Below are 25,261 nucleotides of genomic sequence, written 5' to 3'. Positions count from 1 at the left end.
AACCCTTACACCATGTAAGGGTCAAGACCCCTTGACCTTATCACAGTGTCAAGGTGCAGAAGCCTCGCCATGACCGGACTTCCCCTCTCGCGCCGCGCACTGATCGGCGGCATCGGCGCTTCCGCACTTTTCCCCGCATGGGCGCGCAGCGGCACGCCCGGAGTCACTGGCGGCATCGGCACGGCACTCTCCGGGCCGGAGATTCGGCTGAACGTCGGCCATACGCCGTTCACCGTCGGCGGCCGTACCGGACATGCCGTAACCGTGAACGGCACGCTCCCCGCGCCGCTCATCCGTCTGAAAGAGGGCGAGCGCGCGCGACTGATCGTCACCAATCATCTCGATGAAGACACCTCGATCCACTGGCATGGGCTGCTGCTGCCCTTCCAGATGGACGGCGTGCCCGGCATTAGCTTCCCCGGGATCGCACCGCATTCGAGCTTCACCTACGAATTCCCGGTGATCCAGTCCGGCACCTATTGGTATCACAGCCACTCGAACCTGCAGGAGGCGATGGGCCACTACGGCCCGATTGTCATCGATCCCGCAGAGGCCGACCCGGTCCTCTATGACCGCGAGCACGTGATCGTGCTCTCCGACTGGAGCTTCATGCATCCGCACGCGATCATGAAGAAACTGAAGCAGGACGCCGAATTCTTCCGCCGAGACAACCCCAACTTCGCCGAGCTTGCCGCCGGCAAGGGCCAGACCCTGAAGGAGCGGCTGGAATGGGGCGCGATGCGCATGAGCCCTGCCGACATCTCGGACGTGACCGGCGCCACCTACACCTATCTCGTCAACGGCCACGGCCCGGCTGAGAACTGGACCGGGCTCTTCGATCCCGGCGAACGCGTGCGGCTGCGCATCATCAACGCCTCGGCCATGACCATCTTCAACGTCCGCATCCCCGGCCTTCCGATGACCGTGGTGAACGCGGACGGCGAGAACGTGCGCCCGGTGGAGACGGACGAACTCCAGATCAGCGTCGCGGAGACCTACGACGTGATCGTGACGCCGGGGGACAGCGCTTACACGCTCGCCGCCGAAAGCGTCGACCGCTCCGGCATGGCGCGCGCGACGCTCGCGCCCCGGATGGGCATGAGCGCGCCAGTACCGAAGCTGCGCGAACGCCCGACGCTTTCGATGAAGGACATGGGCCACGGCAGCGGCGGGGCGGATCACGCCGCGATGGGCCATTCCATGAAGATGCGCGATCCCGAGAACGCAGCGCGCGCGGGCGTGAAGCTGAACCCCGGCGTCGACATGATCGCGCCGATGGCGGTCGATCGCGTCGGTGATCGCGGCCTCGGCCTCGAGGACGAGACGCACCGCGTTCTCGTCTACACCGATCTCGTCGCGCTCGCGCCGAACCCGGACACGCGGCCGCCCTCGCGAAATTTCGAAATCCACCTGACGAGCAACATGGAACGCTACATGTGGTCGTTCAACGGCGAGCAGTTCAGCCCGGTGACCGAGCCATTCCGCTTCGAACGCAACGAGCGGGTTCGCGTGACGCTGGTCAACGACACGATGATGGCGCATCCCATCCACCTGCACGGCCACTTCTTCGAGGTGGTGAACGGCCACGACGGCCACCATCCGCGTAAGCACACGGTGAACGTGCTGCCCGGCGGCAAGGTATCCTTCGACCTCACCGCCGACGCGCCCGGCGACTGGGCGTTCCACTGCCACCTGCTGATGCACATGCACCTCGGCATGTTCAACGTGGTGACGGTGCGGCCCCTTGATGGCGAAGGAGGCGCGGCATGAAGCGGCTTCTCACGCTCCTGCTGATCGGTGCCGCAAACCCGGCGCTCGCGCAGGCGCAGCAGGATCATGCCGCGCATCAGGCAGCCCCGGCAGCGACCGAAGCCGACCCCCATGCGGGGCACGTGATGCCGGAAGCGGCCGATCCGCACGCGGGTCACGTCATGCCCGCCGCCCCCGCCGCGGACCCGCACGCCGGACACATGATGCCGCAGGCCGACGACCCCCATGCGGGACACGGCGCTGCGCCCTCCGGCCCAGCCATTCCGAAAAGCCCACCACCCGCCGCCGCAACCAGCGGCGCGACCCACGCCGCCGATGCCGTGTTCGGCGCCGACACCATGGCCGCCGCTCGCGCCGCGCTCTACAAGGAAACGGGCGGCATGACGGTGGCAAAGACCATCGTCGACCGGCTGGAGGCCGGCTTCGGGCAAGGCCACGAGACATACCTGTGGGATGTGCAGGGCTGGATCGGCCGGGACATCGACAAGTTCTGGTGGAAGACCGAAGGCGAAGGCGCGTTCGGTGGCCCGCTCGAATCCGCCGAGGTGCAGGCGCTGTGGAGCCACGCGATCGCCCCGTTCTTCGATGTGCAGGCGGGCGTCCGCTACGATATCCGCCCGGAGCCGGACCGCGCGCACGCAGTGATCGGCATCCAGGGCCTCGCCCCCTACAAGTTCGAGGTCGACGCGGCCGCCTTCGTCTCCACGAAGGGCGACGTGACCGCGCGCATCGAGGCCGAATACGACCAGCGCCTGACGCAGAAGCTGATCCTGCAGCCGCGCATCGAGGTGGAGCTCTCCGCGCAGGACATCCCCGAATACGGCATCGGCGCGGGCCTCTCCGCGATCGAGGCGGGCGCGCGGCTCGGCTATGAATTCGTGCCGCAGTTCCGGCCCTACGTCGGCGTCGAATGGCATAGCAAGATCGGCGACACCGCAGATTTCGCGCGCGCGGCGGGCGAAGACGTGGATGCCGTGCGCTGGCTCGTCGGCGTGCGCACCTGGTTCTGAACCCCGGAACGTCGAAATTCTTAACACTTTTTACGGAGGCGTTACAAAGCGCGACTCCGTATCGCGCGGAACAGCGTAAGTTTTCCGGCATGGCATGTGCATTGCATGGTTAACGCCATCAAACCGTTGCTTTGCTTGGAGAAAAAACTTGAACATTTTGAAAGTCGCCGCTGCGACCGCCCTGCTGGGCATTCCCGCTTTCGCTGCCCCCGCCAATGCCGGCCTCGTTTTCGACGTCGATCACGGCGGCTCCAGCCTCACCGTCGACACGAGCGGCTGCCTCGGCTGGTGCGGTGTTTCCGGCGGGCTCGCGTTCGCCAACGATTTCTCGTTCTCGCTTGAGGAAGGCGAAGGCTACACGTTCACCTTCGGCCAGATCACGCCGAGCGGCATCGGCGCGGGTCACGCGACGTTCACCGCGACGCTCGCCTTCTTCGAGCCGATCGCCGGTTCGGCCTCTTCGGGCGGTGAAGCCTACTACGTGACCGCCGGCGGCATCATCACCGGCGGCTGGCTGATCTGGGACGACATTCCCACGATCGTCACCGCCGACGGTTCCGAATTCTCCGTGGACTTCCACGACCTCGCCGGCATCGATTTCTTCGCGCCGATCGGCGTGAAGGCAACGGTCAAGGCCGTGACGGTCGTCGCGCCCGTGGAAGTGCCGGAACCGGCCGCGCTTGCGCTCTTCGGCCTCGGCCTCGTCGGTATTGGCGCCGCGCGCCGCCGCAAGGCCGCGTAACCGACCGCTTCGTCACGCAAGAGTGCCGCCGGAGACCTCTCCGGCGGCACTTTTCGTTTGCGCCTGCGGCATTCTGTCCGGACCCGCGCGCCGCTCGCAAAACCGCCGCGCGCCTGCTATCTTCAGCGGTATGAGCAGCCCCACCCCTTTCAGCTACGCGATCGAGATCAGCCCCGCCGATATCGATTTCATGGGGCACGTGAACAATGCGAGCTACCTGAAGTGGGTGCAGGACGCGGTGCTCAGCCACTGGCAGCGCTTCGCACCGGCCGAGGCGGTCGCCGCGCACCTGTGGGTGGCACTGAAGCACGAGATCACCTACCGGCGCCCCACCTTCCTCGACGACGAGGTCATCGCCACCGTGCTCCTCGAAAAGGTGCACGGCGCCCGCGCGTTCTACGAAACCATCATCAAGCGCGGCGAGGAGGTGCTCGCCGAGGTGAAATCGAGCTGGTGCTGCGTGGACGCCGAAACGCTGCGCCCCGCGCGCCTCGCGCAGAACGTGATCGACCGCTTCTTCGGGAAACCCTGACCGGTCAGATCTCGATCCGCGAGAAGCCTTCGCGGAGTGTGCGGCTCCATGCATCGGACATCGCAGAGAAGCCCGGGTCGCCAGGCTCGAAACGGTGCGTTTCGGAAACCTTGAGTTCATCCTTGCGCAGCACGGTGAGATCGAGCGGCATCCCGACCGAGAGGTTCGAACGCAGCGTCGAATCCATCGAGAGCAGCAGCGCCTTGCGCGCGTCGTCGATCGGCATGTCCTTCCGCACCACGCGGTCGAGGATGGGCTTGCCGTATTTGTGCTCGCCGATCTGCAGGAACGGCGTGTCTTCCGTGGCCTCGATGAAATTGCCCTCGGGGTAGATCAGGAACATGCGCGGGCCGCCGCCCTTGCGCTGACCGGCAAGGATCATCGAAGCGGTCGCGCCCTGCTTCATGCGTTCGAGCTTTTCCGAAACCTCCGCCGTAACGCGCGAAAGCGTGTCGCCCACGATCTGCGCCACCTCCAGCATCGTCGCCGCCTTCATGATCGATGGCGTTTCGGTCTGGTCCGGATCGTCGATAGCGTCGCGAAGGCGCGCAATCACCGTTTGCGTGACAGACAGGCTGCCCGCCGTCATCAGCGCGATCACGCGCTCGCCGGGCGCCTCGAACACGAACATCTTCTTGTAGCTGGCGATGTTGTCGAAACCGGCATTGGTGCGCGTGTCCGAAAGGAGCACGATGCCATCATTGAGGAGGACGCCGACGCAGTATGTCATGGTGCCGCAACCTTTATTGCTGCACCGCGGTAACCGCAACGGTCACATCGAGATCTTCGTTTGCAAGGCCAAACGAAACACCCCTTATGGGCGCCGCCGCCACGGAATCGACACCTGAGCCGAGGCGGATATAGCGTTCATCCGGCGAGCAGCGGTTGGCGGGATCGAAGCCGACCCAGCCGAGTCCCTCGATATGAAGCTCCGCCCAGGCATGGCTCGCCTCGTGCGGCGCACCATCGCCGCTGGCGAACAGATAACCCGAAACATAGCGCGCCGGGATGCCCACCGACACCGCACAGGCGATGAGCGCGTGCGCGTGGTCCTGACAGACGCCGAGCGCGAGATCGAGCGCTTCAGCCGCCGTCGTATGCGCGTGCGTTTCGCCCGGCGCATACACGATGCCGTCCGAAACGGCGGCGGACATGGCGTGCGCACGGTCGAGGCGCGCGGTTTCCGGAATGCCCGACACCGCCTTCGCGGCAAGCTTCCGGAGCGCCGCGTCGGGCCGCGTCGCGCGCGTGGTGCGCAGATAGACGAGCGGCGAGATGCGCTCGCGGTGGTTTTTCAGCACACCCGCGAGATCGACGGTTTCCACCGTACCCGTCACGTGGATATCGATCGCCTCCACCAGACCGTGCAGCGACATGGTGCGGATGCTGTCCCCCGCCCCGTCGGTGAACGGCTGCGAGAAGCGCCCCCCCTCCACCTCCACTTTCCAGTCGAGCGTGCGCTGACCGGCAAAGCGCGACGGCGTGAGGCGATGGCTCTGCACCACCTGCCGGATCGGCGCGGCATAGCGGTAGCGTGTGACATGCGAGACGGAGAGACGCATCAGCCGCCCCCGAACAGATACGTGTCCGCGATCTCGCTGCCGAGCGCGGCGGTGCGGCCGATATGGCCGGTGAGGAACTCGTGGAGACCGGAAAAGACGACATCGTCGATGTCGGCGTCGGCAAGCTCGGCGAGGATCGTGCGCGCCGTCTGGTGCGGCTTCGTGCGCTGACCATAGGCGCGGGAGAGGCGCGCGAGGTGATAGTTGGTCTGCTCGGCGCAGTGGATGAGCGAGCGCGGGCAGGATTTGTTGAGGATCAGGAAGTGCGCGATCTTCCCCGGCGTATAGTCCCCACCGTAAGCCCAGTGGAACGCACGGAACACCGACATGGCGCGCAGCAGCGTCGTCCACTGGTAGTTGTCGACGCCGCCGCCGACACGGTCCGTCACCGGCAGCAGCACGTAGTATTTCACATCGAGCATCCGCGCCGTGTTGTCGGCGCGCTCGATGTAGTAGCCGAGGTTCATGAAGTCGTAGCCGTCCTGCTGCAGCTGCGTGCTTTCGATGGCGCCGCGCAGCAGCGCGGTCTGCCGCTTGGTCCAGTCGCAGAGCGTCATCAGGTCGGTGCGGCCCGGCCCGCGCCGCTCGAAGCTCTTCAGGTCCTGGAAGGCGCCGTTCAGCGCGTCCCACACCTCGCTGGTGACGGCGGTGCGGACGACCCGCGCGTTGTCGCGCGCGCGGGCAATGCAGTTCGCCACAGACGAGGTGTTTTCGCGGTCGAAGAACAGGAAGGCTTCGACCGTGGCGGGCGTCGTCTCGCCATCGTAGCGCGAGGCGAAATCCGCCGCCCCGCCCGAGGCGGAAAGGATAGAGGCCCAGTCGTTTTGATGCCCAGCGCCGACCGAGGGCATCAGCGCGATCCGGTAGCCGACCTCCAGCAGCCGCGCCATCGTTTCGGCCCGCTCCATGTAGCGGGTCATCCAGAAAAGGTTCTCGGCGGTGCGGCTCAGCATGGTCATCTTCAGTCCGCCAACACCCACGTGTCTTTCACGCCGCCGCCCTGCGAGGAGTTGACGACGAGCGAGCCCTCGCGAAGCGCGACGCGCGTGAGGCCGCCCGCGCACAGGTGGATGCGTTCGCCGACGAGGCAGTAGGGCCGGAGATCGACGTGGCGCGGCGCAAGGCCGCTGTCGACGAAGGTCGGGCTCGTCGAAAGCGCAAGCGTCGGCTGCGCGATGAACTCGCCGGGATTGGCCTTGATGCGCCGGGCGTAGGCCTCGATCTCGTCCTTCGTCGAGGCGGGGCCGACGAGCATCCCGTAGCCGCCCGAGCCGTGCACCTCTTTCACCACCAGCTCGGGCAGATGTTCGAGCACATAAGTGAGTTCATCCGGCTTTCCGCACTGCCACGTCGGCACGTTGGAAAGCACCGGCTCCTCGCCGAGGTAGAAGCGGATCATCTCGGGCACGTAGGTGTAGATCGCCTTGTCGTCCGCGACACCCGCGCCGGGCGCCGAGGCGATGGCGACATTGCCCGCGCGGTACACGTTCATCAGCCCCGGTACGCCGAGCATCGAATCGGGGCGGAAGCAGAGCGGATCGAGGAAATCGTCGTCGATGCGGCGGTAGATCACGTCCACGCGCTTCGGCCCCATCGTGGTGCGCATGTAGACATGGTCGCCGTCCACGAAGAGATCCTGCCCCTCGACAAGCTCGACGCCCATCTGATCGGCGAGGAACGAGTGCTCGTAATAGGCGCTGTTGAGCGAGCCGGGCGTGAGCAGCACAACCGTGGGCTCCCCTTTGCAGCTTCCCGGCGCGACGCTCATCAGCGTGCGCCGGAGCTGGTTCGGATAGTCCTCCACCGGCTCGACGCGGTTCCGCTGGAAGAGGTCCGGGAACATGCGCATCATGATTTCCCGGTTTTCCAGCATGTACGAAACGCCCGACGGCGTGCGGCAATTGTCTTCGAGCACGAAGAAATCGCTCGGGCCGGTACGCACGAGATCGACGCCCACGATGTGGCTGTAGATGCCGCGCGGCGGCTGGATGCCCACGACCGCCGGTTCATAGGCGGCATTCTGGAAAATGCGCTCGGCCGGGATGCGCCCGGCACGGACGATTTCGGCGCGGTCGTAAACGTCGCGGAGGAAGGCATTGAGCGCCTGCGCGCGCTGCTTCACGCCGCGCTCCAGCCGCCGCCATTCGTGCGCGGTGAACACGCGTGGGAAGATGTCGAAAGGGATGAGCCGTTCGGGATCGCCGCCCTCGCCGTAAACCGCGAAGGTGATGCCGATGCGACGGAACAGGGCGTCAGCCTCGGCACGCTTCAGATCGAGGAGGTCGGGCGGCATGTCCGTCACCCAACCCGAAAGGTCGAGATAGGGTCCGCGAACCGTTTCCCCGTCGTACATTTCGTTGAACGTCGAAATGCGTTTCCCCCTTAAAACCTGCGCTCCTTCGTCTCTGCTCGCCGTTTGATCCTTATCGTTGGACATGAGCCTAACGCGGCGGAATCGGGTTGGCGAGTCCCCTCTTGCGGCTCGACCAAAACGCCGCAGTGGCCTAAACGCAGGATCAGTTCCATTCACGAGGACGATGATGCACGACCGTTCGCCGCTGGCCCCCGAGAAATTCCCCAAGCTGCCCGACATCGAAGGCGTACGCCTTGCGACCGCGCGCGCGGGGTACAAGAGCTGGGACCGGGCCGACCTGCTGCTCGGCGAGTTCGCCGAAGGCACCGTGGTGGCGGGGCTGACGACGACATCGAAGTGCCCCTCGCCTGAGGTCGAATGGTGCCGCGGTGCGCTTTCCGGCGGAAAGGCCCGCGCGCTCGTCGTGAACGCAGGCAACTCGAACGCCTTCACCGGGCGCCGCGGCAAGGCCGCGTGCGACACGATCCTCGCAACCGTCGCCGGCGAACTCGGCATCGCGCGCGATGAGATCTTCCTCGCCTCGACAGGCGTGATCGGCGTGCCCCTCCCCGAAGACAAGGCGAAGGACGGCCTCCGGCAGGCGTTCAGCAAGCTCTCCGTAGGCTCCGACGCAAGCTGGCTCCACGCCGCCTCGACGATCATGACGACCGATACGTTTGCGAAGGGCGCCGGCGCCACCGCCATCATCGGCGACCGCACCGTCGCGGTCGTCGGCATCGCCAAGGGCTCGGGCATGATCGCGCCCGACATGGCGACGATGCTCGCCTTCGTCTTCACCGACGCCGCCGTCTCCCCCGCCTACCTGAAGACGATGCTCGCGGCCGCGACCGACCTCAGCTTCCACGCCATCACCGTCGACAGTGACACCTCGACCAGCGACACCCTCCTCGCCTTCGCGACCGGCGCGGCGAAGAACGCCGAGATCACCGGCCCGGACTCTCCGGGCGCCGACGCCCTCCAGGCCGCGTTCACGCAGGTCTGCCGCGACCTCGCGCAGCAGGTGGTGCGCGACGGCGAAGGCGCGCAGAAGCTGATCGCCGTGAACGTCGAAGGCGCGACCGATGACGCCTCCGCCAAACGCATCGCACTCTCCATCGCCAACTCGCCGCTGGTGAAGACAGCTGTGGCCGGCGAGGACGCCAACTGGGGCCGCGTCGTGATGGCGGTCGGCAAGGCCGGCGAACCCGCCGACCGCGACAAACTCTCGGTGCGCTTCGGCGATACGGTCGTCGCGAAAGACGGCATGGTCGTCGACGGCTACGACGAGGCGCCGGTCGCCGCGCACCTCAAAGGCCAGGAAATCGAGATCGGCGTCGACCTCGGCCTTGGGCAAGGCCGCGCCACGGTGTGGACCTGCGACCTGACGCACGGCTACATTTCGATCAACGCCGACTATCGAAGCTAGGGAGACCCGCCGTGACGATCATCGGACCGCAGGCCCGGGCAGCAAGGGCGCTGGTACGCTGGCCTCGCGATCATGTCGCCAGGGCCGCCGGGCTGGACGAAGAGGTCCTGCTCGCGTTCGAGACCGGCGGCACCGACCTTGATCCCGATGCGCGGCACCGCCTGCGGTTGGCGCTGGAAGCGGGCGGCGCCGTGTTCCTGCCGGAGAACCGTGATGGCGGCATGGGCGTCCGCCTCAAGTTCACGACGAAGGATGTGCGCGCCATAGACCGCATGGAAAATGAAGGCGGCGCCTACGGCAGCGACGACGTCTAGACCTCGTCCCTAATCTCCCGCGTGACGCCGCGCCCGCGCGCGGCTATGAGCGCCCGGCCATGTCGTCCGCGTCATCCCGTCCCGCAATCGCTTTCATCCTCGCCGTCGCCGTGCTCGACGTGATGGCGATGGGGATCGTGATTCCCGTTCTGCCCGCCCTCATCGAGGGCTTCGTGGGGTCGGAGGCTGCGGCCGGCTACTGGAACGGCATCATGGTCGCGATCTGGGCGGGGATGCAGTTCCTCTGCTCACCGATCATCGGCTCGATCTCCGACCGCTTCGGGCGGCGGCCGACGATCCTGATTTCGACCGCCGGCCTGACACTCGACTGGATCCTGATGGCGCTGGCGCCAGACCTCTGGTGGCTCGCCGTCGGCCGCATGATCGGCGGCATCACCTCATCGAGCTTCACCGCCGTGTTCGCTTACATGGCCGACATCACCGAGCCCGATCAGCGCGCCCGCGGCTACGGGCTCGTCGGCGCGGCATTCAGCGCGGGGTTCATCGCGGGGCCGCTGATCGGCGGCGTCCTCGGCGAGATCAGCCCCCGCGCGCCCTTCTGGGCAGCGGCGGTGCTCTCCGGCATCACCTTCCTCTACGGTCTGTTCATCCTGCCGGAATCGCTGCCGCAGGAGCGGCGCATGGCGTTTTCGTGGACGCGCGCGAACCCGTTCGGCGCGCTCAAACTGCTGCGCTCGCACCCGGAACTCTCAGGGCTCGCAGTCGTGAACTTCCTGCTCTACTTCGCGCACCACGTGTTCTCCGTGGTGTTCGTGCTCTACGCCGCGCACAAGCACGGCTGGACCCCGATGTACCTCGGCTTTGCGCTCGCACTCGCGGGCATCCTCGAGATGATCGTGCAGGCGGGGCTGGTCGGCCCGGCGGTGAAGCGCTGGGGCGACCGGCGGACGATGGTGACAGGGCTGGTGATGGGGAGCCTCGGCCTTGCGAGCATGGGCCTCGCGCCCACCGGCCTCCTCTTCACGCTGGCGCTGTTCCCGAACGCACTCTGGGCGCTCGCTATGCCGACGCTGCAATCGCTGATGACGCGCCGCGTTTCCGAAAGCGAGCAGGGCCAGCTTCAGGGCGCGAACATGAGCGTCGGCAGCATCGCGGGCATCGCCTCGCCGCTGTTCTTCGGCTGGATGTACGAAATGACCGTGGGCGATGCGCCCGGCGTCAGCTTCCTGATCGCGGCGGGCATTCTTGCGGCAGGCGCCGTGCTGGCGGCGTTCGTTAGCCGCCGCGCAGCACTGGCGGAAACCGCAACGGGAGCGGAAACGCAGACCCCTGCTTAGCCCTGCTGTCTGGACACATCTTCGGCGAGCTCGCCGACCAGCCAGTCCTTGATCATCGATTTCGGCTGCGCGCCCACCTTGGTGGCGGCGGGTTTGCCGTCCTTGAACAGGATCATCGTCGGGATGCCGCGGATGCCGAACTGCGAGGCAAGCTCGGGATGATCGTCGGTGTTGAGCTTGGCGATCGTCACCTGATCGCCGAGTTCCTCCGAAAGCTCCTCGAGCGCCGGGGCGATCTGACGGCACGGCCCGCACCACGGCGCCCAGAAATCGACGAGAACCGGCTTTCCGGCGTTTGCGACCTCGGCCTCGAAATTTTCCGGGGTGATGGCGGTGGAACCCATGACACGTCTCCATAAACGACTTATTCCGCCGCAATCTGGAGACTGAACCGCACCGCTTCAAGGCCAAATATCCCGAGGCTTTTCTGACAGGACGGAAAGCCGGGCTTTCAGATCAATCGACGCGGATCAGGCGCAGGGCGGCCGTATAGAACAGCGCGATTTCGATGCGGCGGCCGGGAAAGATGCGGGCGAGCGCATCGCGGTAGGCGCGCATCTGGCGCAGGTGCGGAGACGGCACACCCGCAAGATCGGAAGGCGGGTTGCGGCCGGTCTTGAAATCGAGTGCACGCACAACGTCTTCGCCCACGATCAGCCGGTCGATCGTGCCGGTGATCACGACGTCCTCCACAACGGCCGATAGCGGCGCCTCCGCATAGGCATCCGCTGCGAACCATGGGCCAAGCGCCGGATCGGCAAGCGCGCCCGCAACTTCGATCGTGATCGCGTCCGCATCCAGATCGGGCGCATTGCGGCGAAGCCACGCACGCATCGCCGCCGCGCGATTCTCAGGCGCCACTCCGCCGATCCGCTCGAAAAGCTGGTGCAGCACCTGCCCGCGTCGCGCCGCAGCGCGCAGCGCCGGGCCGGGCGGCGGCTCCGCCGGATCGTCATCCTGCGGCGCGGAGGGCGCGAGAGGGCGCGGCGGGCGCTCCTCCTCCGGCGGCATCGCGAGCGCCCATGCGGGTATCGCGGTCGCGGCGCGTGGCTCCGCTTTGGCGGGCACCGCAACGGGTACGGGCATGCCGCTGGCATGGCGCAGCACGCCGCCCCACACGGCATCATCGACAGTCTCGGCACCCAATGCCGCGAGCGCATCAGCGACATGGCCGTGCCAACTCTTCGCCTTCGAGGGCCGCTTGCCAAGCGCGCCGCCGACATAGAGCCGGTCCTCGGCGCGGGTAAGCGCCACGTAGAGCAGGCGCATGTGCTCCTCGCCCTCGGCACGCGTCGCGGCCTCGTAAGCCTCGCGCGCGGGGCCGACGAGCATCTTCGAAGAGCCGAAGAACAATGGCGCGGGGCCGAGGCCGGGCAGATCGAGCGGCAGCGGCGCCCTTGCGCCCTTGGGCACGGCGGAGGCCGCGTCGGCGAGGATGACGATAGGCGCCTGCAGCCCCTTCGAGCCGTGCACCGTCATGATGCGGACGGCATCGTGCGCGGCCTCGGCGTCGCGCTTCACCTCCACGTCGTCCGCCTCGATCCACGACAGGAAGCCCTGCAGGGACGGCGTGTTCGCGCCTTCGTAAGCAAGCGCCTGATTGAGCAGTTCCTCGATCGGATCGCGCGCCTCCTCGCCGAGCCGCGCGATCAGGCGCAGACGGCCCTGCGGCTCGCCGGACAGCACGTATTCGAGGAACTCGTAAGGCGCCATGTAATCGGCGCGGGCGAGCACCCTGCCGAGCCAGTTTTCCGCGGCGCGGGCCTTGTCGTCGCCCTCACCCGTGCGATCGCGCAACGTGCGCCAGAGCGTGCCGCGCCGCTTGAACGCGAGGCCATAGAGATCGTCCTGCGACCAGCCGAGGAACGGCGAGACGAGCAGCGCGGCGAGCGAAAGATCGTCGCCCGGCTGGAGCGCGAAACGGACGAGTGCGAGCAGATCCTGCACCGCGAGCGGCTGGGTAAGCCGCAGCCGATCCGCGCCCGCCACCGGCACGCGCGCCGCCATCAGCGCCGAAACGAGCGCGGGCACGAGGCTGCCGCGCGAACGCACGAGCAGCATGATGTCGCCCGCCGCGATCGGCCGGCCCTTCGAGGCCAGTATCTCGCCGCGCTCAAGCCAGCCGGAGACCTGCCGCGCGATGCTCGCCGCAAGCGTGCGCTCGGCATCCTCGGGGACGGCGTCCTCCGCCTCATCCTCCTCAAGCGCGCCGGTCACGGGCGCCCACAGCACCACCTCCCCGGCCGCACCAGCGCGGTGCGCAGTGTGGCGCGGGATGTCACCCTCGATGCCGAAGGCCGCAGGCCCGACGGTTTCCACCACCGTATCGACGACATCGAGCACGGCGGGCGCGGAGCGGAAGCTGAGCGCGAGGTCGATCGTTTCGAAGGGCTTGTCCGCACCTAGCGCCCGGTGCTCGGCAGCGGCCCGCGCCGCCTCGAACGCGCGCGGGTCAGTGCCCTGAAAGCCGAAAATCGCCTGCTTGTAGTCGCCGACCGCGAACTGCGTGCGCGCGAACGTCTCCGCCTCGTCGCGTGTGCCCGTCCCTGCGAAGAACTCGTCCGCGATCGCCTCCACGATCGCCCACTGCGCGGCGTTCGTGTCCTGCCCCTCGTCGACGAGGATGTGGTCGATGCGCTGGTCGAGCTTGTAAAGCACGAACGGCGCGGCGAGCGTCGAGAGCAGCCGCGCGGCCTTGACGATAAGATCGGCGTAGTCGAGCGCGCCCGCGGCTTCCTTGCGCGTCTCGTATGCGGCGGCGAGCGCATGGCCAACGCGCAGGTGCAGCGCCGCCGTCTCGGCAAGGTCGAGTCCGGCGGCGAGATCGCGCACGGCACCGACGGCCGTGCAGAACCGCTCATGCAGATCGCCGAGTCCCTTGGGCGCGGCGCGACGTTCGCCATCCTTGCGGAAACCGGCGCCGACCAGATCTTCGAGGAAATTGGGCCGCACCTCCGCCGCCGCACCCAATACGCGCGCCAGCGCATCTGCGGCCTCAAGGCCTGTCTTCGTGCCCCATGCCGCCATCGCCGCCGCATATTCGCGCACGGTTTCCCAGTCGAAGGCCTCGTCGGCGAGCGCGGCGGCGAGCACCTCGTCTCGGCTGCCGCTGCCCGGAAGGCCAAGCCCCCGCCGCACGAGGCCGCGCCAGTCGACAGCGGTGTTGTAGACATTTTCGAACACCGCGCGCCCGGCGAGCAGCTTCGCGATGACCTCCTGCACGCGCGCCTCTCCACCCTGCACGGAGAGGTCCGCGAGATCGGCGAGCAGCGCCGCGTCGCCGCTGCCGATCCGTTCGGCGAGCGTTTCGGCGTGGATGCGAAGCGCGCTCCGATCGTCGAGCGTTTCGTAGCCGGGCGCGATCCCGGCTTCGAGCGGGAAAGCGGCGAGCAGCGCGCTCGCGAAGCTGTGCAGCGTCTGCACCTTGAGGCCGCCGCGCGTCTCCAGCGCCTCGGCGAACAGCGCGCGGGCGCGGCGGCAGGTGGCTTCGTCGGACGGTGCACCAATCGCGGCGAGTTCGGCAGCAAGCGTTTGATCATCCGCGCGCACCCAGCGCGACAGGGTTTCGAAGATGCGCGTCTGCATCTCCGCCGCCGCCGCCTTGGTGAAGGTGAGCGCGAGCAGCCCGTCCGGCCGCGCGCCCGCGAGCAGGAGACGCAGCACACGCGCGGTCAGCACCTGCGTCTTCCCCGTGCCCGCCGAGGCCGAAACCCATGCGCTGAGTTCAGGATCGGCAGCGCGTTTCTGTTCGGGGAGCAGGGGCCGGATGCTCATTTGCGCCCCCACCATTCAGCGAGGCGCGCGAGGTGATCGTAGTCCTGAAGGTGGACGGCGTATTCCGGCTTCACCTTCGCCTCGAAGGGGCGGCTGCCCGCGAGATATTCGCCCACCGCTTCACGGAAGGCGGCACGGCAGGTTTCGATGAAGGCGGGGAGATCGGCCCACGCGTCCTTGTAATGGCGTGCGCTCGTCGTCTCCCTGCCTGCCTCCCTGCCGCCCGAGAGCTTCCAGTAGGCGACCTCGACGACGCGCGAGGCCGGGCCGTCCAGCGCGCCTTCCTCGGCAAGCCACGCAAGGAGGCCAAGCTGCGAGGCGAGCCCATCCGAAAGCCGCGCCTGCCGGGGAACGGCGCCGGTCTTGAAGTCGGCGATCAGCAGGCCCCCCGGCCCGACTTGCACGATGTCCGCCTTGCCTTTGAGTTTGACACCGGAGACCTCCAAGTCCCCTTCGACTTCCGAGCGGACCTCACCCCAACCCCCGGCGGCACGCGCGGCCATAAGCTCTGAAACCCAATCGAGCATCCGCACGATGCGCGGTTTCCACAGCGCCGCGACCAGCGGCTGGTCGGCGTGCACCGCGATGGCCGCGTCGATCGCGGCTTCGCGCGCGGCGGTGTCATGGAGCGTGCCCGCGCCGAGCAACGCTTCGATGACAGCGTGGACGATGGTGCCGCGCTCCGCCGCCGAGAGATCGGCGTCGAGCGGATCAAGCGGCCGCAGCCGCAGCATCTTCTCGGCATAGAAGCTGTAGGGGTCGATGAGCAGGCGATCGACCTGCGTGACGCTGATCTGCTTCGGGCGATCGGCAGCGGGCGGCGAGGGGCGCGGGCGCTCGGCGGGCGGCACCGTCTCGCGTGCATCGAGCGCGGCAGCAAGCGCAGGTAGGTCCGTTTCCCACGCGACATGATCGCCCGCGAAGGCGAGCAGCCGCAGCCAGAAGCGCGAGGCGACCGTAGGCGCGGACGCATCGCGGCGCGCGCGCGTCAGCAGCACCTGGGGTGCGGCGGCGGCGAGTACGAAGTCGTGCGCGGCGAGGCCGATCGCGCGTTCGGTTTCGGGAAGCCCGAGGCGGCGGCGGATCGCAGGCGGAATCCACGGATCAAACGGATCGCCGCCGGGCCAGACACCTTCATTGAGCCCGCCGAGAATCATCAGGTCGGCTCGCTGCAGCCGGGCTTCGAGAAGGCCGTAGATGGCAAGGCGCGGATGCTTGCCAAAGGGCGGGCGCACGGCGACATCGTCCAGCATCGCGCCGAACAGCGCAGGCAGGTCCATTGGCGGAATGGGGAGGCCGATCCCCCCGTGCTGCACCATCTCCGCAACTGTTTCCGAAGCTGCGCGCCCGGCGGCACCTTCCCACGCGCGGCCTTCGGAGATATCCTCGGAAAAGGCACGGAGACCATCCGCGAAATCGCCGAGCGCACGGGGCTTCGCCATCAGCGCTTCGAGCGCATCGAGCCGAGGCCGAAGCGCCTTCCACCACGCCGCGAGTTGCGTGCGTTCGCTCTCGGGAAGCGTGCCCTGCGGCGGCGATTTGACGCGCGCAGCGATGCCTTTGAGCCCTGCGGCGGGCCGCACTCCGCGCAAGGCGAGATCGAGACGGCGTACCTCATCGAGCCAGTTCAGACGCGCCCTGCCCTCGCCCGGCCCGGCCAGCGGATGCTTCAGAAGCGCGAGCAGCGCGCCCGGCGCGAAACGCTGCGCACCCGCCTCCAGCGCGGCTAGCAACAGCGTGCCCGCAGGCGCGCGCGCGAGCGGTGTGCCCGCCGAATCGTCGACCTCGATCTCCCAGCGCCGAAGCTGCGCGGCGACGCGGCGGGCGAGGCCGCGATCGGGCGTGACGAGCGCGGCGGTGGCCCCCGGCGTGTCGAGTTGGCGCCGCATCGCGAGCGCGATGACACCCGCCTCCTCGGCCGGGTTCGCCGCCTCTGCAAAGCGGAGTCCGGGGAGCGGACCTGCGGGCGGCCAGTGCGCCGTGCTGCCCGCGAGCGAGAGCGCCGCGCCGATGGCCTTGGCGCGCGGCTCCGGGCCATCAAGCGCGCTATCCGCATCCCACAGCCGCACCTCTTCGCGCGCGATGCTCATCCGTTCGAGCAGATGCCACAGGCCGCACTGCGGATGCGCCGGGAAGCCCCCGATCTCGCCCCAATCAGCAGTATCCAAATCGAGCCCGGGCAGTACCACCGCCCCCTGCGGCAGGCCCGCGATGACCGCGAGCACCTCGGCAACCGCCGGATCGGCGCTCGCCATGCCCGCCGCCACGATCGGCCGCGCGGGTGGTGCCCCTCGCCAGCGGCGGGCGATAGCGGCGAGCAGCAACTGCCGCCGCGCCACGCGGTCCATGAGGCCACGCGCCGCAAGCTGCGGCGGCCACGCCTTCACCACGACCTCGACGAACTTCAGCGTCGCCTCCCAATGCGCGCCAAGCTCCGCCATCGTCTCGTGGAGCCGCGCGGGGTCGATGCCTTCGAGCTGGAGCTGGTCAAGCGTACGTGCGAGCGCATCGGCAAGGCGCAGCGTCTCGACACTGCTGCGCGCGCGGCCACCCAGGCTCTGCCAGCGGTGGACGAGCGGCATCAGCAGCATCCGCCGCTCGAACGCCGCGATCGCCGGCTGCACCTCCGCCTCCAGCGCCATCGCCTCGTCGAAAAGGCCGAGCGCCTCGTTCTCGCCGACGTCGCCGATGGGGAGCATCCGGGGCAGCAGCAGCGCACCGCCCGAAGCGCGCACGAACGCCTCCGTCACGGCGCGCACGGCGCGGCGGTTGGGGAGCAGCAGCAGCGCGCGCGGTAGATCATCCCTGCCGATACGGCCGAGCATCCCTGCCGCGAGCGCATCGGCGAAGGCGCGGTGCGCCGGGATCGTGAAGACGGCTTTCCGCTCAGCCATTGCCGAGCAGCGCCTCCGTCTCCTTCACGGCCTCGGGCGTGCCGACGTGGAACCACTGCCCAGTGTGCGCGATGCCATACAGGCGCCCGCTTTCGATCAGCCGATCGTAGATCAGATTGAGCGAGAAAGCGCCGTCCGGCACGTCCTCGAACAGCGAAGCCTTCAGAAGCTGCACGCCCGAGAATACGAACGGCGCCACACGCGCACCGCGCCTGCGTGCAAGCAAGCCCTCGGGCGTCATGTGGAAATCACCGCGCCCCTCATAACCGTGCGCGCGGGCGAGCGGCACCACGAGCAGTAGCGCATCCATGATCTCGGGATCCCAGCGCCGCGCCATCTGCCGCAGCGTGTCGATCGGGCCGTCCACCCACATGTTGTCGCTGTTCACGACGAAGAACGGGTCGGCGCCGATCAGCGGCAGCGCCTTCGCGACACCGCCGCCGGTTTCCAGCAGCGCCTCGCGTTCGTCGGAGACGACAATGTCGAGATCGGCGGCACTCCGCGCGAGGTGCGCCTCCACCTGCCCGGCGAGATAGTGGACGTTGACGACGACACGCCGCACATCCGAACCGCGCAAATTATCGAGCGCGTGATCGAGAAGCGTCTTGCCATGCACGCGCACGAGCGGCTTCGGCCGTGTCGCAGTGAGCGGCCGCATCCGCTTGCCGAGCCCCGCGGCGAGCACCATCGCTGCGGCGGGAAGCGGGCCTTCGGGATTGGGACGGAGCGACAGCGGCGCGCGGTGCGTCTTCATGCCGCCCCCGTGAAATCGCGCCGCGCCGAGCGCGGCAAGTTCGCCTCGAACCACTGCGCGACGGGCGCGAGCGCCGGGTGCGCGAGATTGCGGTCGAGCAGCGACCAGACGCGCGGGATGTGCTTCAGATAGCCGGGCTTGCCGTCGCGTCGCCACAGCCGCACGAACACGCCGAGAATGCGCGCGGCGCGCTGCGCGCCGAGCACGGCGTAGCTCGCAGCGAACGCCTCGCGGTCGAATTCCGGCCGCGCGGCGAGATAGCGCGCGACGAGTTCCGGTTCCAGCGTGGGCGGCACATCGCGGCGCGGGTCCTGGATCAGTGAGACGAGATCGTAGGCGGCGGGGCCCCGCATCGCGTCCTGAAAATCGAGCACGCCGACGCGGGCGAGGCCTTCACGCTCCGGCAGCCACATCAGGTTCGGCGAGTGGTAGTCGAGTTGGACGAGCCGGTCGTCGTGCGCGCGGGCGAGCGGCCAAACCTCTGCCCATGCGGTCGCATAGGCGGCACGCAGAGCATCATCCGCCGCACCCCCCATCAGCTCCGGCCAGTGCCAGTCGAGCACCAGCGCGACCTCGCGCGCCATGCGCTCTTCGGCATAGGGCCCGACCGCATGGCCGCCGACCGCGTCAGCCATCGGCTCGGCATGGAGATGCGCGAGCACGTCCGTCGCCGCGCGGTACAGCGCGGCCTCGTCGGCACCGCCTTCGATGGCGCGCACGAACATCGAATCCCCTAGGTCTTCGAGGAGCGCGAGGCCCTCGTCCGGCGCAGAAGCAAACACGCGCGGCACGCTGATTCCACGCGCGGCGAGATACGCATCGATAGCAACGAACGCCGCGCAGTTCTCATTGGGCGCCGGCGCATCCATCAGCACCGCGCGGCGATCGCCATCGCGTACGCGGAAGTAGCGGCGGAAGGAGGCATCTCCGGCGAGCGGCGCGATTTCCGCACCGCCCCATCCGTTCGCCTTCAGGAAAGCGCTTGCCCCTTCGGGCAGGTTCAGATCGGCCATCGCGCTTCCCAAGCGGGCGGCACGCGTGCTGTCAAGCGGCGGCTGCCTTCACCGCTATCGGTGAGCGTCAGATGCAGAGCCTCCGGCCAGCGTCCGCCCGCGCGTTCGGGCCATTCGATGATGAGCGCGCCATCCGCCAGAATTTCGTCGAGCCCGAGTTCCTCCACCTCGTCCGGGTCTTCGAGCCGATAGAGATCGACATGCCATACGGGGAGGCGCACGCCCGGCACATCGTAGCTCTGCACCAGCGTAAAGGTCGGGCTCGGCACCTCGCCCACATGCCCCAGCCCAGCAAGAATACCGCGCGTAAGCGCCGTTTTCCCCGCGCCGAGATCGCCCGACAGCAGCACGACATCACCCGGTGCAAGGCGCGCCGCAAGGCGGCGTCCGAACATGTCCGTCGCCGCTTCGTCGGCAAACACCGTCACGCCTTGTCCCCATGCCGGCGCGGAATGTGGAGGCTGACCGTCGTGCCCTCACCGAGCCGCGAGTCGAGCACCACCCGGCCGCCGTGCAGATCGATGACATCGCGCACCAGCGACAGGCCGAGCCCGACGCCCTGGCTTGCCGTGGCGTTGGAGCCCTTGCGGAAGCGATCGAACACCAGTTCCTGCTCGTCATCCGGAATCCCGATGCCATTGTCGCTGACACGGATCACGACGCTGTCGGAGAGACTTTCGACATAGATGGCAACGCGCCCCCCGGAAGGCGTGAAGCGGATCGCATTGTTGACGAGGTTGAACAGCGCCTGTTTCAGACGCACCGGATCGCCGTCGATAGCACCGATATCGGCCGGAACGTTGGTCTCGAACGCAAGGCCGCGATCCTCGGCGAACCCGCGCGTCATCGTCGCAACGCTTTCAACGAGTTCACCCACCGCCACCGCGCGGATATCGAGCGCGAGCGCGCCCGCTTCGGTGACGGCAAGGTCGAGGATGTCGTTGATGAGAAGCTGCAGCCGATCCGACGAGATCAGGATCGAACGGATATAGTCTTCCTGCTTCGGCGAGAGCCCGCCGACATAGCCCTGCGCCAGCATCTCGGCGAAGCCGCTGATCGCGGTGAGCGGTGTGCGCAGTTCATAGGACATGTTCTCGACGAACGCCGACTTCTGCCGGTCCGCCGCCTCCAGCGCCTCGTTGCGTTCGCGCAGCGCATTCTCGATGCGCGTCGAATCGGTGATGTCGAGAAACGTGATGAGTGCGTTGCCATCCGGCAACGGCACCGCCGAATACTGGAGCACGCGCGCACCCGTGAAGTCTACGCGGCCCGCCTTCGCCTGCCGCCCTACCGTGGAGGCCTGGATGAGATCGCGCAGCAGGCCGAGATAGGCGTGCTCTTCGCGCGGCGGCGCGACGGGATCTGCGAGTTCGTCGACGTGCGGCTTCATCGCGAGGTGCGCCTCGTCGATGTTCCAGAGATCGGCGAACACGCTGTTGTAGAGCTGCACGCGCCCGTCGGCGGCGAACACGGCAACGGCTTCGTGGAGGTTGTTGAGCGTCGCTTCCTGCACGCGCAGCAGCGTGTCCCGCGAACTCGCGAGGCGAAGCTGCTCGGAACGATCCTCGAAGATCAGTAGCAGCCCGCCGTCGGGGCTCGGTTGCGCGATGACGCGGAGCACGGTTGTGTCGGGGAGAACCCACGTCTCCTCGGCATTGTCCATCTGGCTCGTGAACCACGCGCGGCGCGCGCGGCGCCAGCTCGGGAAATCGCGCTGCTCGGGAAGGCGGTGCTGTTCCTGCATCCGCTCGAACAGCCGGTCGAACTCGGGGCCTTCATCGAGGAACGAGGCATCGAGACGGAAGAGCGCCGCGAACGCCGTGTTCCAGAACACGAGCGCCCTGTCCGCGCCGAAGCGGGCGACCCCGGCGGAGAGACGGTCGAATGTCGCAGTCTGCGCGGCGACGAAGCGTTCAAGCCCCCCCACCGCCTCGTCGCGCTCGCTGATGTCGATCGCGTAACCCGCCACCTCGCCGTTTTCGAGCGACTTGTCGATGATCCGCATCATGCGGCGCTCGCCGCCGACGATCGCCGGCTCCTCGCGCACCTGCGGCACGCCGGTCGCAAGCGCCATGCGCGCCGCCGATTGCGGCGTTGCCGAGAGAGGATTTGAGACGAGCTCGATGCCGAGCCGCACGGCAGCGGCGGGGCTTTCCGCCTCCACCGCGTCGGCATAGGCGCGGTTCACCTGAACGAGGCGCTGATCGGCACCGCGCCGCCAGATCGGGATCGGCGCGGCATCGATCACCGCCGTCGATGCGCCGAGCGTGGCGCGAAGACCGTCGCGGTCCGCCTCCAGCGCCTCCGTCCTGCGGTGTGCGCCGCTCGAATCCGAGAACCACACGACAGTGCCGCGATCGCCCGCAAGCTGCGGCGGAGCGGTCTTGCCCTCCGCTGTCAGCACGCGATCTCCGGCCGCTGAAACGGAAATGCGGAACGGCGCGCCTGAAATGGCGAGCGCCTGGATCGCCGCGCCGAGCGCCGAATAGTCATCCGGGGAAAGGCCGCTTTCGCCGGTGCCGAGCAGGTCGTCGAGCCGTGCCACCTTGCGGTCGAGCCCCAGCCACGAGCGGAGGGTGTCCGAACACGAGGCCGCACCGTCTTCGCCAACGACGAGATAGGCGCCGGGCGTGGTGGTCAGGAGCCCGCGCAGCCGGAGGCCCCATTCCTTCGCCGTTTCCGCCTGCACGCGTGCACGCGCCGAGCGGATCACCGCCCACACGGCGAACGCCAGCCACGCCGCGCCGATAATTGCCGTCGCCGTCACCGGCCAGCCGCGCTGCATCAGCGACACGGCAGCCGATGCCGGCGCCGCGGGCAGCATCAGAAGCGCAGCAAGAGGAGCGAGACGAAGGATCACGGCGGCGACCTTAGACGCAGTCGCCGCCGGTTTGAATCCCTGTTGATCGCGTCAGTAGCGGTATTGGTCGGTCTTGAAGGGACCGGCGGCATCGATGCCGAGGTAAGCGGACTGCTCGCCGGAAAGCTTCGTAAGTTCCACGCCGAGCTTTTCGAGGTGCAGCGCCGCCACTTTCTCGTCGAGGTGCTTCGGCAGCACGTAGACCTCGTTCTTGTAGTCGCCGCCGCGCGTGAACAGTTCGATCTGCGCGAGCACCTGGTTGGAAAAGCTCGCCGACATCACGAAGCTGGGGTGACCGGTGGCGTTGCCGAGGTTGAGCAGGCGCCCCTGCGAGAGCAGCAGGATGCGCTTGCCGTCCGCGAATTCGATCATGTCGACCTGCGGCTTCACCTCGGTCCACTTGTAGTTCTTGAGCGCGCCGACCTGAATCTCGTTGTCGAAGTGGCCGATGTTGCCGACGATCGCCATGTCCTTCATCGCCCGCATGTGATCGAGCGTGATAACGTCCTTATTGCCGGTCGCGGTCACGAAGATGTCGGCGAGCGGCGCCGCCGTCTCCATGGTGACAACCTGGAAGCCGTCCATCGCCGCCTGCAATGCGCAGATCGGGTCGATCTCGGTGACCATGACGCGGGCGCCCGCGCCCCGCAGCGAGGCGGCCGAGCCCTTGCCGACATCGCCGTAACCCGCGACGACGGCGACCTTGCCCGCCATCATCACGTCGGTGCCGCGGCGGATGCCGTCGACGAGGCTTTCCTTGCAGCCGTACTTGTTGTCGAACTTCGACTTGGTGACGCTGTCGTTCACATTGATCGCCGGGAACGGCAGCTTGCCTGCCTTCGCCAGCTCGTAGAGGCGGTGGACGCCGGTGGTCGTCTCTTCCGAGACGCCGCGAATGCTCTTCAGCGTCTTCGTAAAGAAGCCCGGCGAGGCGGCCGCGCGCGCCTTCACGACGCGCTGGAATTCCTCTTCCTCCTCGTTGGTCGGCGCGGGGAAGCTCTCCCCCGCCTCGAGACGTGCGCCCCAGAGGATGAACATCGTGGCGTCACCGCCGTCGTCGAGGATCATGTTGGCGGGCTCACCCGGCCACTGGAAGGTGAGGTCGATGTAGTCCCAGTATTCGGCGAGCGTTTCGCCCTTCACGGCGAACACGGGGATGCCCTGCGCGGCGATGGCAGCGGCGGCATGGTCCTGCGTCGAATAGATGTTGCACGAGGCCCAACGCACCTCGGCGCCGAGCGCGGTCAGCGTCTCGATCAGCGCCGCGGTCTGGATCGTCATGTGCAGCGAGCCGGTGATGCGCGCGCCTTTCAGGGGCTTCGACGCACCATATTCGGCGCGGAGCGACATCAGGCCCGGCATTTCGGTTTCCGCAATGGCAAGTTCCTTGCGGCCCCAATCGGCGAGCGTGATGTCCCGGACGATATAATCCTGCGCCATGATCTTTTTCCTGTCTCTGTGCGCGCGGGCGGCCGCGCGGATATCATGAGGCGGGATTACGAGAGGGCTCGGCTCAAGGCAAGAGAGAATATAAAGAACTCTTTATGTCCACAAAGAAAGGCGGCCGCGCGAGCATGAACCCGCGCAGCCGCAAGAAACCGCCCGCCACCGCCGCAAAAGGGGAGGAAAAACAGCGGCGACGGGTCAGGGGGACTGGGAAAACGGTAAGCGACGCGACGAGACTGAAACGCTTGCAGCGCCCGGCTCAGGAGCAGGTGCGGCCGACACCCTTGGGCGAAACGAACATCCGGTCGGCAATCGCCTCGACCTCGGTGCGGCCGAGTCCGGCGACCTGTTCGGCGAGCGCGGCGGTTTCCCTGCAGAATTCCGGATTGGCGGCGCCGGCCGAATGGCCGTTCGCCATCGCGGTGGTGAAGCGGTCGTAGTCGCGCGCTTTGCCGGCGCGGACGAAGTGCGTTTTCAGCACGTCGTTGTGCGCGGAAATCGTCGTGCGGTGCGCCTTCACGAAGCGATTGTAGTGGCCGAGCACGTCATACTGCGTGGAACGGCATTGCAGCGCGCCGACCATCAGCAGCGTCTGCAGGTCGCGCACCTTGGCGGCCTTCACCGCTGCGCCGTTCCAGCAGTTCTGCGCGGCCGCCGGCGTGGCAAGCGACAGGGACAGCAGCGCGGTGGCGCTGCTGACCAGCATTTTCGAAACTCTTTTCATGACGTGACCCCCAGTTGACACGCTGGGATGGACCCTCTTCTCCCGGCGGCAGGCGAAGAGTGCGACTCGGGTGTAAATCAGGCCTTAAACGGAACGGTTGCCGAACAATTAAGCGCGAATGCCTATGCGTGTCCGGCGCTCGCGCTGAGGAGGCCGACATCGATGCCCGCGCCTGCGAAGGCGGAGGGCCAGCGGCTTTCCATCGGCGCATCGAACAGCAGTTCGGGGGTTCCCGGCACCGCGAACCAGCCGTGGCGCGTCATTTCCTCATCGAGCTGGCCCGGTCCCCAGCCCGCGTAGCCAAGCGCGATGAGCCAGCGTTTCGGCCCCTTTCCGGCGGCGATGTCGCGCAGGATATCGAGCGTTGCGGTCAGCGCCCAGCGCCCGCCCACGGAGAGCGTCGACTGGCCCTCGTATTCCGGGCTGTGCAGCACGAAGCCCCGGCCCGGCTCCACCGGGCCGCCCGCGAACACCGGCACGGCGGGCGCGATGCCGGGATCGACATCGAGCTGTTCGAGCAGGCTGCGCACATCGATGTCGTCGCGGACCTTGTTGACGATCAGCCCCAGCGCCGATTCGGCATCGTGAACGCACATCGCGATCACCACGCGCTCGAATCGCGGATCGGCCATGCCGGGCATCGACAGCAGCAGCTGTCCCGAAAGATAAGGCGCGACGTCCATGGCGGAACTATAGGCAATCCTACTGGCTTATGCCAACGGACGCTTGGCGATCGGCGGGGGACCGGCTACGAAGCGCGTCCAGATTCCCCCGTCCAAGGAGCAAGTG

The 25,261-nt window shown here is 67.6% G+C and carries 21 protein-coding genes; 7 read left to right on the top strand and 14 right to left on the bottom strand.

From position 1 onward, the window contains the following. The first annotated feature begins 69 nt into the window (after positions 1 to 69). The 4 genes from ACFQ00_RS14195 (at position 70) to ACFQ00_RS14180 (ending at position 4,054) form a co-directional block, all read left to right on the top strand. Positions 70 to 1,770 (top strand): copper resistance system multicopper oxidase, encoded by a 1,701-nt coding sequence (locus tag ACFQ00_RS14195; protein WP_381492139.1) that lies wholly within the window; start codon positions 70 to 72, stop codon positions 1,768 to 1,770. After that, complete coding sequence (locus tag ACFQ00_RS14190; RefSeq protein WP_381492136.1) at positions 1,767 to 2,780, top strand: copper resistance protein B; 1,014 nt, start codon at positions 1,767 to 1,769, stop codon at positions 2,778 to 2,780. Before ACFQ00_RS14195 ends, ACFQ00_RS14190 begins: the two co-directional genes overlap by 4 nt. 148 nt (positions 2,781 to 2,928) lie before the next feature. Then, positions 2,929 to 3,522, top strand: coding sequence for a PEP-CTERM sorting domain-containing protein (locus ACFQ00_RS14185; protein ID WP_381492133.1), 594 nt, complete (start codon positions 2,929 to 2,931; stop codon positions 3,520 to 3,522). Positions 3,523 to 3,652: 130 nt separating this feature from the next. Then, complete coding sequence (locus tag ACFQ00_RS14180) at positions 3,653 to 4,054, top strand: acyl-CoA thioesterase (protein WP_381492130.1); 402 nt, start codon at positions 3,653 to 3,655, stop codon at positions 4,052 to 4,054. A 4-nt stretch (positions 4,055 to 4,058) separates the two neighbouring features. Here the strand turns inward: ACFQ00_RS14180 and ACFQ00_RS14175 are convergent, their stop codons facing one another. The 4 genes from ACFQ00_RS14175 to ACFQ00_RS14160 are packed head-to-tail and all read right to left on the bottom strand — an operon-like array spanning position 4,059 to position 7,969. Then, positions 4,059 to 4,784 (bottom strand): peptidase, encoded by a 726-nt coding sequence (locus ACFQ00_RS14175; protein ID WP_374596950.1) that lies wholly within the window; start codon positions 4,782 to 4,784, stop codon positions 4,059 to 4,061. A gap of 13 nt (positions 4,785 to 4,797) precedes the next feature. Then, positions 4,798 to 5,616: a transglutaminase family protein gene (locus ACFQ00_RS14170; protein ID WP_381492125.1), complete on the bottom strand. Its 819-nt coding sequence runs from the start codon at positions 5,614 to 5,616 to the stop codon at positions 4,798 to 4,800. Next, entirely contained in the window at positions 5,616 to 6,575 is a 960-nt protein-coding gene (locus tag ACFQ00_RS14165; RefSeq protein WP_381492121.1) for an alpha-E domain-containing protein, read from the bottom strand. Before ACFQ00_RS14165 ends, ACFQ00_RS14170 begins: the two co-directional genes overlap by 1 nt. Positions 6,576 to 6,577: 2 nt before the next feature. Further along, positions 6,578 to 7,969, bottom strand: coding sequence for a circularly permuted type 2 ATP-grasp protein (locus ACFQ00_RS14160; protein WP_374596944.1), 1,392 nt, complete (start codon positions 7,967 to 7,969; stop codon positions 6,578 to 6,580). Positions 7,970 to 8,156: 187 nt separating this feature from the next. Here ACFQ00_RS14160 and argJ point away from each other — a divergent pair, with 187 nt between their 5' ends. The 3 genes from argJ to ACFQ00_RS14145 are packed head-to-tail and all read left to right on the top strand — an operon-like array spanning position 8,157 to position 11,007. After that, on the top strand, positions 8,157 to 9,395 hold the full coding sequence (argJ, locus tag ACFQ00_RS14155) for a bifunctional glutamate N-acetyltransferase/amino-acid acetyltransferase ArgJ (protein ID WP_381492201.1): 1,239 nt from the start codon (positions 8,157 to 8,159) through the stop codon (positions 9,393 to 9,395). 11 nt (positions 9,396 to 9,406) lie between these two features. After that, positions 9,407 to 9,709: a DNA-binding protein gene (locus ACFQ00_RS14150; RefSeq protein WP_381492118.1), complete on the top strand. Its 303-nt coding sequence runs from the start codon at positions 9,407 to 9,409 to the stop codon at positions 9,707 to 9,709. Between the two features lie 59 nt (positions 9,710 to 9,768). Further along, on the top strand, positions 9,769 to 11,007 hold the full coding sequence (locus ACFQ00_RS14145) for a TCR/Tet family MFS transporter (RefSeq protein ID WP_381492116.1): 1,239 nt from the start codon (positions 9,769 to 9,771) through the stop codon (positions 11,005 to 11,007). On the opposite strand, the gene trxA is transcribed toward ACFQ00_RS14145, so the two are convergent. The 10 genes from trxA to ACFQ00_RS14095 all read right to left on the bottom strand — a co-directional run bounded on the left by trxA (position 11,004) and on the right by ACFQ00_RS14095 (position 25,155). Further along, positions 11,004 to 11,351 carry a thioredoxin gene (gene trxA, locus ACFQ00_RS14140; protein ID WP_381492113.1) on the bottom strand — a complete coding sequence of 116 codons (348 nt, stop codon included), beginning with the start codon at positions 11,349 to 11,351 and terminating at the stop codon, positions 11,004 to 11,006. The two genes, ACFQ00_RS14145 and trxA, sit on opposite strands and share 4 nt — an antisense overlap. A 112-nt stretch (positions 11,352 to 11,463) precedes the next feature. Beyond that, positions 11,464 to 14,781 carry a double-strand break repair helicase AddA gene (gene addA, locus ACFQ00_RS14135; RefSeq protein WP_381492110.1) on the bottom strand — a complete coding sequence of 1,106 codons (3,318 nt, stop codon included), beginning with the start codon at positions 14,779 to 14,781 and terminating at the stop codon, positions 11,464 to 11,466. After that, positions 14,778 to 17,675: a double-strand break repair protein AddB gene (gene addB, locus ACFQ00_RS14130; protein WP_381492107.1), complete on the bottom strand. Its 2,898-nt coding sequence runs from the start codon at positions 17,673 to 17,675 to the stop codon at positions 14,778 to 14,780. Before addB ends, addA begins: the two co-directional genes overlap by 4 nt. Continuing rightward, complete coding sequence (locus ACFQ00_RS14125) at positions 17,668 to 18,429, bottom strand: nucleotidyltransferase family protein (protein ID WP_381492104.1); 762 nt, start codon at positions 18,427 to 18,429, stop codon at positions 17,668 to 17,670. The genes addB and ACFQ00_RS14125 overlap by 8 nt, the downstream gene beginning before the upstream one ends. Then, positions 18,426 to 19,442 (bottom strand): aminoglycoside phosphotransferase family protein, encoded by a 1,017-nt coding sequence (locus tag ACFQ00_RS14120; protein WP_381492101.1) that lies wholly within the window; start codon positions 19,440 to 19,442, stop codon positions 18,426 to 18,428. The genes ACFQ00_RS14125 and ACFQ00_RS14120 overlap by 4 nt, the downstream gene beginning before the upstream one ends. Beyond that, a complete protein-coding gene (gene tsaE, locus ACFQ00_RS14115) occupies positions 19,430 to 19,870 on the bottom strand; it encodes a tRNA (adenosine(37)-N6)-threonylcarbamoyltransferase complex ATPase subunit type 1 TsaE (RefSeq protein WP_381492098.1) in 441 nt (146 codons plus the stop codon). The genes ACFQ00_RS14120 and tsaE overlap by 13 nt, the downstream gene beginning before the upstream one ends. After that, positions 19,867 to 22,302: a sensor histidine kinase gene (locus ACFQ00_RS14110; RefSeq protein ID WP_381492096.1), complete on the bottom strand. Its 2,436-nt coding sequence runs from the start codon at positions 22,300 to 22,302 to the stop codon at positions 19,867 to 19,869. Before ACFQ00_RS14110 ends, tsaE begins: the two co-directional genes overlap by 4 nt. Before the next feature lie 51 nt (positions 22,303 to 22,353). Further along, positions 22,354 to 23,742: an adenosylhomocysteinase gene (ahcY, locus tag ACFQ00_RS14105; RefSeq protein WP_381492093.1), complete on the bottom strand. Its 1,389-nt coding sequence runs from the start codon at positions 23,740 to 23,742 to the stop codon at positions 22,354 to 22,356. Positions 23,743 to 24,007: 265 nt separating this feature from the next. After that, positions 24,008 to 24,454, bottom strand: coding sequence for a hypothetical protein (locus tag ACFQ00_RS14100; protein WP_381492090.1), 447 nt, complete (start codon positions 24,452 to 24,454; stop codon positions 24,008 to 24,010). Positions 24,455 to 24,594: 140 nt separating this feature from the next. After that, positions 24,595 to 25,155 carry a YqgE/AlgH family protein gene (locus ACFQ00_RS14095; RefSeq protein ID WP_374596920.1) on the bottom strand — a complete coding sequence of 187 codons (561 nt, stop codon included), beginning with the start codon at positions 25,153 to 25,155 and terminating at the stop codon, positions 24,595 to 24,597. Positions 25,156 to 25,261 lie beyond the last annotated feature (106 nt).

It is taken from the genome of Sphingosinicella xenopeptidilytica (assembly GCF_042676985.1).
Classification (GTDB): Bacteria; Pseudomonadota; Alphaproteobacteria; order Sphingomonadales; family Sphingomonadaceae; genus Sphingosinicella; species Sphingosinicella xenopeptidilytica.
This window is presented reverse-complemented; position numbering and strand designations above follow the sequence as displayed.